Below are 11,278 nucleotides of genomic sequence, written 5' to 3' on the forward strand. Positions count from 1 at the left end.
CAGGTACTGGCGACCTCCTTATTTACGATTTATCATCAAAATCGTTGACTACTACTAAATCATTAAAAGTAGGAGCTGCTAAAATTTACTTCAACTAAGACTCGTTTCTTTCAACTTACTTAAAACCATATGGTGTTATTTTAAATTTTATTTTTTGAAAAGCATATGGTTTTAAGTTTAAGTTAATTCTCTAATACATAATATAATAGATAAAGTTGCCATGTGCGACTAAATTTCCACATCCAAATTTTAAGATACATTATGAAACAAAATTACTTTTTTTTAGGACTATTTGCATTGTTAAATAGTTCAATGTTTGGGCAATCGTATGCGCCCGCAGTAGGAGTTGAAGGCACCACAGCTATTTTCAGGGACTCCGAAGTTTTTACAGGTTGGGCAACTGGTATCACAGTGGTTAGAGGACCTCAGGATATAGCGGCAACCACCGTTGCCTTAGCAAGTGCTGGAAGTCCTGAATTCGCTATTAATAAATCGAACGGACAAATAGTAAGTTTAGGAGACGGCGGAACAGCAACGTTAACGTTTAGCACCCCAATAGCCAATGGTTCGGGGTTTGATTTTGCTGTTTTTGAAAATAGTTTCAGTAATACTTTTCTGGAATTGGCTTTTGTTGAAGTGAGCTCTGATGGGGAACACTTTTTTAGATTTCCGGCACATAGCCAAACGCAAACCACCACCCAAGTTGGAGGCTTTGGAAATCTTGATCCTACTTATATTAATAATTTAGCAGGAAAGTATAAAGCAAGTTATGGTACACCTTTTAATTTAGATGATATTGAAGAGGATGCTTTGTTGGATAAAAACAGCATTACACATGTAAAAATTATTGATGTTGTTGGAACCATTAACCCAACTTATGCCACTTATGATAGTTATGGCAATATGGTAAACGATCCCTATCCAACACCATTTACTTCATCGGGTTTCGATTTAGATGCTGTGGGAGTTATCAACCAAAAAACATTGAGTTTAAAGGATGAATCAAATAAATTCGCGATCGCATTATACCCAAATCCAGCTACAACATCTTTCCAAATTTCAGAAACAGGCACTCTGGAGGTGTATTCGGTTTCAGGAAGTTTGGTTTTAAAACAAGAATTAAAAGTGAAGCAAACGCCAATTTCAATAGAAAAGATACCTTCAGGAATTTATGTTGTGAAGTTAACAAACTCACAAGGTTTGCGTATTCAAAAATTGGTTAAACGTTAATTTCAGAATTTTAAAATTTGAAGATAGAAGAAGCTGTCTCAAAAGTGTATTATATTTACTTTGTCAGATTGAGCTTGTCGAAATCGATGTTGATTATCAATAAGTTAAAATATTTCGACAGGCTCAATATGACACAGAATTACACTTTTCAGACAGCCTCTTTTTTATGGAATCAAATCGCAATACCATACGCCATATGTATCGCTTTCACTTTGTGAATTATCTGTTTTTGGACTATCGTATTCGCGATACACTTTTTCTCCAATCGTAAATGGAATGGGATTTTTAAAAATGGGTCCATCGAAACAAAAGGTGTGAAATTCGCCGTTTTCCCCACAGGGATCTACACCTTCTGGTAAATTGTCTATAAAGTTTTTATCGATTACGGTTCCAACAAAGTCTTCACCAAAATATTTAGAATTAGCACAAACAACAATGGTTTTAAAACCTAAATCTAAAAACTCATGTATTAATTCAGCGGTAACTCGTTTCCAAATAGGAAACACGGCATTTAATCCGACTTTCGCCAGCTGGTTTTCCCGATAGGTTTTTAAATCTTCTAAAAAAATATCACCAAAAGCGGTGTGTGTAAAGCCATCATTTTTTAACCTCGTAACCGCTTCGGTCATTTTTTGTTCGTACACAGCCATGTCTGGCATTTCAGGTAATTCAATAAAGCTCGATTTTATTTGTATTGCTTCGGTTTGAGCAATTAAAAGTTCTTTTCTAAGTCCGTGCATAGACACACGGTTGTAATGACTGTTTATGGTAGTAATTAATTCTTCAACCGTAAAGCGTTCATCTTTTAATAAATGATAGAGCGCTAAAGCAGAATCTTTCCCAGAACTCCAATTAAAATAAGTTTTTAGTTTATTCACTTAATGCTTTTCTTAAAATAGAAGAAGGTATTTTGGTATCGTCATGCATGTTGTTGTTAAATGGTTTAAAACTATTACTGTCTTTAAACGATGTAAGAGGTTCTACTGGTTTTGCCTTAATAGCATTTAGTTTACTTATAGAACCTTCAATGTTAGCCAAAGCCGCGGCTAATAATTTTTCATTTACATCGCCAATAACGCCTAAGTTTAACTGACTTTCTTTTAGCTCAATATCTGGTGTTAAACCATTAAAATAATCGGTTTTACCAACTTTGTTGGACGATTTATAAATAAGTGGTTGCATAGCATACGTGTGGCTTGGATTTGCACCTTCACGACCAAAATCTTCCGAGTCATATAAGGTTGTGGAGGCTTGGTATTTACCGGTGGTATAATCGCCAATATGCATCACATTAATATAAGGATCTAGACTATTTATTACAAGTTCGCTAGCAGAAGCCGATGATTTTGTAGCTAACACATAAACTTTACTAAGGTTTAAGCTGTTTAAAGCAGTTCCTTTATTAGTGTTGGTAAATCGGTTGATTAGTAATTCTGGGTCTTCATTTTCTATAGCGGCTTGAAATTCAGTATTCCATTGTTCTTTGCTGAAAATGTCACCATTAAACTGGCCAGTAATCATACTAGATAATAGTATGGCAGAATTTACAGAACCACCAGAGTTATACCTTAAATCTAAAACCAAATGTTTTACGTTGTTTGCTTTAAATTCTCCGAAAACAGTGTTAAGTTGCGAATCATAATTAGCCGTAAATCCGTTATACATTAGGTAACCAACATTTTCTCCCTTCACAGAAATAATTTTTGTTTCATAAATCGGGTTTTCAGAATACTGAACTTTGTTAAGCGTAATGCTAGTGTTGGTTGAAGTTACCGTATCATCAGTAGTTTCAGTAGTTCCATTAGTATTGTAAGTTGCTAAATTTATGGTATATGAGTTTTGAGATATTAAACTGATGTAATTGCTAATGGTTAACGGCGTTCCATTAATTGCATTAAAAATATCGCCACGTTTTACACCTTTACTTTCAGCATCGCTATCATTTAAAACTAAATGCACGATACCTATTAATTGTGTAGTGCTGTTGGGTTGTAAATAGAGTGTAAATTCCATACCGTTACTAACCGAAACTCCGCTGAACAATTGCTCCAAAGCAATATAATCATCAACAATCCAACTGTATTTGTCTTCAGTTTCTGGTTTATAAATTAAACTTTCAAATAGGGATTCTGGACTTGTATAGCTGCTTAAATAGTCGGCATAATCATTGTTTGATGTGAACCTGTCGTTGGCAAGATTGGGAACATAATCCTTATAAAGGTAAAAGATGTTCATTCCTTTCCAAACGAAATCATTAATTTCACTTGCCGATACTTGTTGATCGTCCAAATCTTCAAAACAACTAATGTTTAAAAATGATACGATACAAAGTAGAATTAGGGCTCTTGTAATTTTCATAAGATAGGTTATAATTTATAGTAGTTAATCTATAAAACTTTAAATTTACTTACATTATTATATAATTAAAAATATTTTGTAACAAATTAGATTAACAATCGTCGTAACTTCAAATAACCTAACTAAAGTAATAAAACCAACCAAAATAATATCAAAATGACTCAAACAGAGTTTTTAAATATTGTGATGCCTTTTAAAGACAAAGTGTTTCGTTTAGCAAAGCGGTTACTGGTGTCTACGGAGGAAGCTGAAGATGCTACACAAGAAGTGCTGTTGAAGTTATGGAATAATAAAACAAAAATGGCGGATTATAAGAACATTGAAGCATTTTCAATGACCATGACGAAGAATTTTTGTTTTGATAAGTTGAAATCCAAGCAAGCACAAAATTTAAAAATCGTGCATAATAATTATGAAGATGGAAACACTTCATTGCAAAAGCAAGTAGAGTTAAATGATAGTTTAAGTTGGGTTGAAAGAATAATTGAAGACTTGCCTGAACAGCAAAAATTAGTAATTCAATTACGAGATATAGAAGCATATGAATTGGATGAGATAGCAAAAATGTTAGATATGAATAACACCGCAGTACGCGTAGCTCTATCAAGAGCCAGAAAAACAATTAGAGAGAAATTAACTAATACTCATAATTATGGTATTAAATAGTATAGAAAAGTTACTTGAAAAGTACGAGAACGGGGAAACATCACTTAAAGAAGAGCAACAGCTAAAAAACTATTTTTCTCAAGAAGCTGTACCGCCTCATTTAGAAATGTACAAACCCATGTTTGCCTATTTTTTAGTAAACCAGCAAGAACAATTTACTAAAGCCCTTCCATTAAAACCTAAAAAAGTTTATAACTTAAAATGGATTGCAGTCGCTGCCGTAGCTGTTTTTATGTTGGGTGTTTATTTCAAAGAACCAATAAAGAAATCTTATCAGGAATACGCTTATGGTACCTATGACGATCCTGAAGAAGCGCTTGAAGAAGTAACGAAACAATTAGCAATTATTTCAAATCATTTTAATAAAGGCGTTTCAACAGTTGGTTACCTTAATGAAATTGAAAACACAACAAGTATTGTTTTTAAAAACAACTAATCAAATCAGAATCTATTTTAATAAAAACACTTAAATTTCTTAAAAATAAACAAAATGAAAAATAAAATATTAGTAATAGCAATGGCAATCATGTTATTTCCACTTACAGGAATGGCTCAGGATATTTTTGAAAAATATAATGATAATTCGGATGTTACATTTGTATCGATTAAACCCAAAATGTTTCAAATGATTGCAAAAATGGGTATAAACGAGGGCGATCCTGAGGCAAAAGCCTATATGGATATGGTGAAAAGCATCACTAGTTTTAAAACAATCATGACGGATAACAAAACCATTTCTGGAGATATTAGCAAATGGGTAAAATCACGATCTGGTTCTTTGGAAGAACTTATGCAGGTAAAAGACAATGGTTCGGAGGTAAAGTTTTATGTAAAAGAAGGTAAAGACGCCAACCATGTAAAAGAACTTTTAATTTTTGTAAACGGCATTGATAAAGTTATAAAAGAATCTGTAGATGTTAATGGACAACAAAGACGCATTGAAACGGTAATTGTATCGCTAACAGGAGATATTAATTTAAATGAAATATCGAAGTTAACCGAAAAGATGAATATACCAGGAGGAAATCATTTAGAAAAAAGGAAAAAATAAATCATCAATTAATCATGAAGCGAACAGTTAAGTATTTCTTAATAGGCCTTATTACAGCTAGTGTTTTAGTAGGTTGTAATGATAGTGCCAGTTTACAACACTATTTTGTAGATCATCAGGAGTCAAAAAATTTTATGACTCAAGATATTCCAATTTCGATGCTTAATGTAGATGAGACCAAATTAACCGAAAAACAAAAGGAAGCTTATTCTTCGGTGAAACGGTTAAATTTTTTAGGCTACAAAACAGAAGAAGCCAACGATGAAACCTTAAAAACTGAATTAGCCAAGGTTAAAACGATTTTAAATGATGAAAAATATAAAGACCTTTTAGAGTTTAGTGATAGAGGAAACAGAATAGTTGTAAAATATCTTGGTACTGATGAAGTTGCAGATGAAGTTGTTGTGTTTGGCAGTTCAAATGAATTAGGTTTTGGGATTGTTCGCTTGTTAGGTGATGATATGAGTCCAGATAAAATGGTAAGCTTAGTAGGTGTGCTGCAAGATGCAAATGTTGATGAGGAAAAAGTTAAAGATATTTTAAATTTCTTTAAATAATTTCAAAAAAAAACTGCTTAAAAAAGGTTCTTTGTTTAGTCGAGCGTTGTTAAGACTTCAATAAAGAACCTTTTTTTACTAGTTCTTATCGGGCTACAACATTCGGAACGAATTACTTTTTTAAGCAGACTTATTGATTTGAATCCTTTTGTCTTTCTTTTTTTGCTTTAGAAAATACCACATAAAAATTAGACATAATCAATAAAAAAATAATAGTTAATACCGTTTTAGTAATGTAATTATCTAAAAGATCTAATATGCCAAACACAAAAATACCGGCTACCATAAGGCCACAAAGTATTAAGGATTGTCTGTCATTTAGCATAGTGTATAAATTATATTCCAGTATAGTTACTAGGTGTTATACGTTTTAATTCCTCTTTTATTGTGTTAGACACCTCTAAAGTATCAATAAAATTTGAAATCGAGGTTTGATTTATCTTTTCATTGGTACGCGTAAGTCCTTTTAAAGCTTCATAAGGATTTGGATATGCTTCTCTTCGTAAAATTGTTTGAATCGCTTCGGCAACAACCGCCCAATTGTTTTCTAAATCTTCAGCAAATTTAGATTCATTCAACAGTAATTTGTCCAACCCTTTTAAAGTTGATTTAAAACCAATCAAAGTATGTCCGAACGGTACGCCTATATTTCTTAAAACGGTACTGTCAGTTAAATCACGTTGTAACCTAGAAATAGGTAATTTTCCAGATAAATATTCAAAAATAGCATTAGCAATACCTAAATTTCCTTCACTGTTTTCAAAATCAATAGGGTTAACCTTGTGTGGCATGGCAGAACTTCCAACCTCTCCAGCTTTAATTTTTTGTTTGAAATAATCCATAGAGACATAAGTCCATATATCTCGGTTTAAGTCAATTATAATCGTGTTTATACGTTTTAAGTTATCAAATAAAGCAGCCATATGATCGTAATGCTCAATTTGTGTTGTTGGAAACGAATGGTGCAAGCCTAATTTTTCGTTAACAAACTTACTTCCAAAAGCTTTCCAATCAATACTTGGATAAGCAACATGATGTGCGTTGAAATTTCCGGTTGCACCACCAAATTTTGCGGCATTAGGTACCGCTTTTAATAATTTAAACTGCTCTTCTAAACGAGTTACAAATACCTCAATTTCTTTTCCTAAACGGGTAGGCGAAGCAGGCTGTCCATGAGTTCTTGCAAGCATAGAAATAGCGGCCCAATCATTAGATAAAGTTTTAAGTTTATTTAAAACAACAGTGTATTCTGGAATGTAAACATCGGTAACGGCTTCCTTAATACTTAAAGGAATAGCTGTATTGTTTATATCTTGAGAGGTTAGTCCGAAATGAATAAACTCTTTGTATTTTGTTAAGTTTAACTTGTCGAATTTTTCTTTTATAAAATATTCAACCGCCTTTACATCATGGTTTGTAACACTTTCAATTTTTTTAATAGCTAAAGCATCTTCCGAAGAAAAATCTTTGTAAATAGCTCTTAAATCGTCAAAAACATTGCTGTTAACATCTTTTAGCTGAGGTAACGGAATTTCGCAAAGCGCAATAAAATATTCTATTTCAACAAGAACGCGGTATTTTATTAAAGCTTCTTCTGAAAAAAAAGGAGCTAATTCATTAACCTTGTTTCTATAACGACCATCGATAGGTGAGATGGCATTTAATGATGATAACGACATGTTTTTTTTGGTTTTTTTTGAAGATGCAAATATAGTAAAGAATCTTTGAAGAGAGTTGATTGTAGTGATAAGATATTTTTAAAAGCCTTTTGTTAAGAACTTGCCGATTTTAGCTTTTTCAGAATTCGTTTTGCTCTTACTTTATAGCCCGCACTTTGGGTTGGGAAATCTTGTTCTAATATTTGAATTAATTGGGGGTGAACCCACGGATAATCTAATCCTAAAATATAGAGATTGTCCATTGCATAAACTTTTGCAGCAATTTTTTGGTTGCCAATTAACCAATCAAAACAAGCTTCAACGATGCGCTCTTTATGTTTTGGTTGTAATGTTTTTTTTAAGGTGTTTGGTTCTTTGGAATTGTATGCATTCAATAAAAACCAACATACCTTAGCCATGGGCCGAATTGCCGAATCCAAATGAAGTCTTTTAAGGTTTTCGGTAAAAGTGTCTAAGTAAGGAATTATTGCATAAATGTATTTTTCGCAAACAAACTCAAAAACCCAAGCGGCGCGACACGAAGTTTTGTCGTCTACCATAAATGAAATCTCTAAAAGTTTGGGAAAAAGTGACATATTATTTAACACCAGATTGGCATATTTTAATCGGTCTTCGCGAGATGCTGTTATTCGAGATAATTCTTGATGAAATTCGTTTATTTTCATTTATATTCTTTACTTTTAAACAACTAAAATATTGTTTCAATATCTTCTAAAATTAAAAATTTAAACCAATAACATCATGAAATTAACAAAAAAAATACTACTCTTTTTTTTAGTAGTTCTTGTCATCGCTCAGTTTTTTGGTCCCGAAAAGAATGAAGGGAAATTAACTTCCATAGATGCTTTTTATGCAGAAACTAATCCACCGGCCGATGTAAAACAAATTTTAGAAGTTGCATGTATCGATTGCCATAGTGATGTAACAAAATATCCTTGGTATAATAATATTACACCAGTTAATTATTGGTTAGCTAGTCATGTTAACGATGGCAAAAAACATTTTAATTTATCAAATTGGGAAGCAAATTCCATAAAACGTAAGGACCATAAATTTGAAGAATTAATAAAGATGGTAGAAGATAAAGAAATGCCATTGGATTCATATACTTGGACACATACCGATGCTAAATTAACAGAAGCGCAAATAAAGGCGGTAGTAGATTGGGCCAAATTGGTACGTGTAACATATGGCTTAATGCCACAACCTGAGTAAACATTTTAAAACCTTCAGTATTTTATATTCAAAAGTGTTCTTCTGTTTTTTGAATTATAAAATTTGATTCTTTTTATGAAAAAAAAGTTGTTAATCATTGGTTTTGTATGGCCAGAGCCAAAAAGTTCTGCTGCAGGTAGTAGGATGATGCAATTAATTAATTTCTTTCAGTCTCAAGATTATCAAGTAACGTTTTCTAGCCCTTGTGCTAAGAGCGAAAATGCTTTTAATTTAAGTGCCATTGGAGTAAAACAAGTTGCTATTGAATTAAATGATTCAAGTTTTGATGGTTTTGTAAATGAATTAAACCCTGCCATTGTTTTGTTTGATAGGTTTATGATGGAAGAACAATTTGGCTGGCGAGTTGCTGAACAATGCCCCAAAGCGATTAGAATTATAGATACTGAAGATTTACATTGCCTGCGAAAAGGTAGGCATCAGGCCTTTAAAGATGGAAAATCATTTGATAAAACGTATTTGTTTAATGACATTGCTAAACGCGAAATAGCTAGCATTTATAGAAGCGATTTAAGTCTAATTATTTCGGAGGCGGAAATGGCTATTCTTAAAAGTGACTTTAAAGTACCGGCTGAATTACTAATGTATTTACCTTTTCAGCTAGATAGCATTACAGAAGAAACAATTTCTGCGTTGCCTAAGTTTGGAGAGAGAAATCATTTTGTAACTATTGGAAATTTTCTGCATGAACCGAATTATAATGCAGTTTTATATTTAAAGGAAGCCATCTGGCCGGTAATTAGAAAACAACTTCCAAAAGCAGAATTGCATATTTATGGGGCTTACGCTTCACAAAAAGTGAATCAACTCCAAAATGTAAAAGAAGGCTTTATTATAAAAGGGTTTGCAGAAGATGTAAATGAAGTAATGCAACAAGCTAAAGTGTGTTTGGCTTCTTTACGATTTGGGGCTGGTTTAAAAGGGAAGTTAGTGGATGCTATGCAAAATGGAACACCATGTGTTACTACAAGTATTGGAGCAGAAGGGATGTTTGGTAATTTGAGCGTTAACGGATTTATTGAAGATGCTCCTGAAGTATTTGCCAATAAAGCGATTGAACTTTATCAAGATGAAAGCTTATGGAAAGAAAAACAACTAAACGGATTTCAAATAATAAACAATCGTTTCAATAAAGTAGAATTTCAACATAAATTAGCTTTAATTATAGATGAAACAACTCAGAATCTTCACAACAAACGCCTAAACAATTTTACAGGACAAATGCTGCAACATCACGCAATGCAAAGCACAAAGTTTATGAGTAAATGGATTGAGGAAAAGAATATGAAAACCTAAATTACTTGTTTATGCTAATAAGTAGTTTACAATTGAAAATTTGAAATTTGTATTCCAAAACTACAATCGTCTTGGCAACCATTTGGTATATAATAACAGTTTTTAATAATATTGGCATCATCAACTGTGAACGTAATACTATTTGAATCTGCATCAACCGATAAATACTCACTTAAACAAGTGTCGTAAAGAGAGTCTATTGTAACAGGTTTTGCTCCCGAATCATGACTATTTAAAGTTTCAGAATTTTCAGAATACGACTCATAAATCACTCTATAATCATACCCAACATAGTTGTTGTTTTCATCATAAATAGAATAACTTTCATAGTCTCTTGAAATAACAGTATCATTAAAAACCGTTATGGTGGTATTACTTCCAAAACCAAAAACAGAACCTGAACCTATGGTATACGAGTAAGAAGTTCCATTGGTAAGTTTTAAAGCATTCCAAGCATCTAAACTGGATCTGTACTCGGCAATAGTTTTCGCTTTTGAGGTGTTGTTGGTATCACAACCTGAGTTCAGGGCAAAAAAAGAAGTAATAAAAATTATTTGAATCAGTTTCTGGTTCATGCTAGTTTTTATTACTTAGATGTGTAAATTGTATAAAGGTTGCGTAAAAGTTTTGATTAAGCTTCTACTTCACTTTTCTTAATTTTTCTGTAAGTAAATGAATTGAAAATATTGCGTTTTGCAAATCGCGTTAATTTATCAGACTGACAAAATTTGATGTACAAAGCTTTATTAACACCAAAATATTCATACGTATTGCCATCTAAAAAAGTGATTTCTAAAACCAAACCTTTATGTTGCCAATCTATAATAGGGCTATTCATCGTTTCGTTATATTCATCTAAGTTAGCAGCTTTGGTTTCTGGTGCAATGCTTACTAAAAAATGGTAGCCATCAATTATTCGTCTACTCATTAATTCAGCTTCAATAGCTTTTTCATCACCAGCTTGAAACTTATCAGGATGCCACTCTTTTACTAAATTTCTGTAAGTGGTTTTTAGCTGTTTAAGTGTCATGTCATTTTCAACATTAAACATTTTCTTGTATTCGTTGATACGTTTCATCTTATGGATTTTTTTGAAATGAGGCGCGAAGATACTCTTTTTTAAGATACTAGATATCAGATAAAAGACAAAAGATAGTAAGTTTAGAAGGAACATTATTTTAGGAGGTCTAAAATCTTAATTCTAACAG

At 32.4% G+C, this 11,278-nt stretch carries 13 protein-coding genes; 7 read left to right on the forward strand and 6 right to left on the reverse strand.

Annotated features, from left to right (window positions below; genetic code table 11):
- Nucleotides 1-261: 261 nt before the first annotated feature.
- Nucleotides 262-1,230, forward strand: coding sequence for a T9SS type A sorting domain-containing protein (locus ABYI63_RS16380; protein WP_372757907.1), 969 nt, complete (start codon nt 262-264; stop codon nt 1,228-1,230).
- A gap of 164 nt (nt 1,231-1,394) precedes the next feature.
- On the opposite strand, the gene ABYI63_RS16385 is transcribed toward ABYI63_RS16380, so the two are convergent.
- On the reverse strand, nt 1,395-2,108 hold the full coding sequence (locus ABYI63_RS16385) for an ATP-binding protein (protein ID WP_372757909.1): 714 nt from the start codon (nt 2,106-2,108) through the stop codon (nt 1,395-1,397).
- Nucleotides 2,101-3,588 carry a S41 family peptidase gene (locus ABYI63_RS16390; protein ID WP_372757910.1) on the reverse strand — a complete coding sequence of 496 codons (1,488 nt, stop codon included), beginning with the start codon at nt 3,586-3,588 and terminating at the stop codon, nt 2,101-2,103. Before ABYI63_RS16390 ends, ABYI63_RS16385 begins: the two co-directional genes overlap by 8 nt.
- A 156-nt stretch (nt 3,589-3,744) precedes the next feature.
- Here ABYI63_RS16390 and ABYI63_RS16395 point away from each other — a divergent pair, with 156 nt between their 5' ends.
- From ABYI63_RS16395 to ABYI63_RS16410, 4 genes are read left to right on the forward strand one after another with little or no spacing between them, the layout of a single operon-like run.
- Nucleotides 3,745-4,254: an RNA polymerase sigma factor gene (locus ABYI63_RS16395; protein ID WP_372757911.1), complete on the forward strand. Its 510-nt coding sequence runs from the start codon at nt 3,745-3,747 to the stop codon at nt 4,252-4,254.
- A complete protein-coding gene (locus ABYI63_RS16400) occupies nt 4,241-4,690 on the forward strand; it encodes a hypothetical protein (protein WP_372757912.1) in 450 nt (149 codons plus the stop codon). Before ABYI63_RS16395 ends, ABYI63_RS16400 begins: the two co-directional genes overlap by 14 nt.
- A gap of 54 nt (nt 4,691-4,744) precedes the next feature.
- Nucleotides 4,745-5,305 carry a DUF4252 domain-containing protein gene (locus tag ABYI63_RS16405; RefSeq protein WP_372757914.1) on the forward strand — a complete coding sequence of 187 codons (561 nt, stop codon included), beginning with the start codon at nt 4,745-4,747 and terminating at the stop codon, nt 5,303-5,305.
- A 14-nt stretch (nt 5,306-5,319) separates the two neighbouring features.
- Nucleotides 5,320-5,862 carry a DUF4252 domain-containing protein gene (locus ABYI63_RS16410; protein ID WP_372757915.1) on the forward strand — a complete coding sequence of 181 codons (543 nt, stop codon included), beginning with the start codon at nt 5,320-5,322 and terminating at the stop codon, nt 5,860-5,862.
- Nucleotides 5,863-6,197: 335 nt separating this feature from the next.
- Here the strand turns inward: ABYI63_RS16410 and purB are convergent, their stop codons facing one another.
- Together purB and ABYI63_RS16420 are read right to left on the reverse strand one after the other, a co-directional pair.
- Nucleotides 6,198-7,541, reverse strand: coding sequence for an adenylosuccinate lyase (gene purB / locus ABYI63_RS16415; protein WP_372757916.1), 1,344 nt, complete (start codon nt 7,539-7,541; stop codon nt 6,198-6,200).
- A 92-nt stretch (nt 7,542-7,633) separates the two neighbouring features.
- Nucleotides 7,634-8,206: an adenylosuccinate lyase gene (locus ABYI63_RS16420; protein ID WP_372757918.1), complete on the reverse strand. Its 573-nt coding sequence runs from the start codon at nt 8,204-8,206 to the stop codon at nt 7,634-7,636.
- A 76-nt stretch (nt 8,207-8,282) separates the two neighbouring features.
- Here ABYI63_RS16420 and ABYI63_RS16425 point away from each other — a divergent pair, with 76 nt between their 5' ends.
- Together ABYI63_RS16425 and ABYI63_RS16430 are read left to right on the forward strand one after the other, a co-directional pair.
- Nucleotides 8,283-8,756 carry a heme-binding domain-containing protein gene (locus ABYI63_RS16425; protein WP_372757920.1) on the forward strand — a complete coding sequence of 158 codons (474 nt, stop codon included), beginning with the start codon at nt 8,283-8,285 and terminating at the stop codon, nt 8,754-8,756.
- Between the two features lie 75 nt (nt 8,757-8,831).
- Complete coding sequence (locus ABYI63_RS16430; RefSeq protein WP_372757922.1) at nt 8,832-10,070, forward strand: glycosyltransferase; 1,239 nt, start codon at nt 8,832-8,834, stop codon at nt 10,068-10,070.
- Between the two features lie 26 nt (nt 10,071-10,096).
- Here the strand turns inward: ABYI63_RS16430 and ABYI63_RS16435 are convergent, their stop codons facing one another.
- Both ABYI63_RS16435 and ABYI63_RS16440 read right to left on the reverse strand, forming a co-directional pair.
- Nucleotides 10,097-10,645 (reverse strand): hypothetical protein, encoded by a 549-nt coding sequence (locus tag ABYI63_RS16435; RefSeq protein WP_372757923.1) that lies wholly within the window; start codon nt 10,643-10,645, stop codon nt 10,097-10,099.
- A 56-nt stretch (nt 10,646-10,701) separates the two neighbouring features.
- The gene (locus ABYI63_RS16440) at nt 10,702-11,148 is read right to left on the reverse strand and encodes a KTSC domain-containing protein (RefSeq protein ID WP_372757926.1); all 447 of its coding nucleotides are present in this window, start codon (nt 11,146-11,148) and stop codon (nt 10,702-10,704) included.
- Nucleotides 11,149-11,278 lie beyond the last annotated feature (130 nt).

This window comes from Mariniflexile sp. (genome assembly GCF_041583155.1).
GTDB lineage: Bacteria > Bacteroidota > Bacteroidia > Flavobacteriales > Flavobacteriaceae > Mariniflexile.

Excerpts from the sequence above, each read along its gene's own strand:
- ABYI63_RS16405 (WP_372757914.1), top strand. The coding sequence starts at position 4,745 with ATGAAAAATAAAATATTAGTAATAGCAATGGCAATCATGTTATTTCCA.
- ABYI63_RS16430 (WP_372757922.1), top strand. The coding sequence starts at position 8,832 with ATGAAAAAAAAGTTGTTAATCATTGGTTTTGTATGGCCAGAGCCAAAA.
- ABYI63_RS16440 (WP_372757926.1), bottom strand. The coding sequence starts at position 11,148 with ATGAAACGTATCAACGAATACAAGAAAATGTTTAATGTTGAAAATGAC.
- ABYI63_RS16425 (WP_372757920.1), top strand. The coding sequence starts at position 8,283 with ATGAAATTAACAAAAAAAATACTACTCTTTTTTTTAGTAGTTCTTGTC.
- ABYI63_RS16380 (WP_372757907.1), top strand. The coding sequence starts at position 262 with ATGAAACAAAATTACTTTTTTTTAGGACTATTTGCATTGTTAAATAGT.
- ABYI63_RS16400 (WP_372757912.1), top strand. The coding sequence starts at position 4,241 with ATGGTATTAAATAGTATAGAAAAGTTACTTGAAAAGTACGAGAACGGG.
- purB (WP_372757916.1), bottom strand. The coding sequence starts at position 7,541 with ATGTCGTTATCATCATTAAATGCCATCTCACCTATCGATGGTCGTTAT.
- ABYI63_RS16395 (WP_372757911.1), top strand. The coding sequence starts at position 3,745 with ATGACTCAAACAGAGTTTTTAAATATTGTGATGCCTTTTAAAGACAAA.
- ABYI63_RS16420 (WP_372757918.1), bottom strand. The coding sequence starts at position 8,206 with ATGAAAATAAACGAATTTCATCAAGAATTATCTCGAATAACAGCATCT.
- ABYI63_RS16410 (WP_372757915.1), top strand. The coding sequence starts at position 5,320 with ATGAAGCGAACAGTTAAGTATTTCTTAATAGGCCTTATTACAGCTAGT.
- ABYI63_RS16390 (WP_372757910.1), bottom strand. The coding sequence starts at position 3,588 with ATGAAAATTACAAGAGCCCTAATTCTACTTTGTATCGTATCATTTTTA.
- ABYI63_RS16435 (WP_372757923.1), bottom strand. The coding sequence starts at position 10,645 with ATGAACCAGAAACTGATTCAAATAATTTTTATTACTTCTTTTTTTGCC.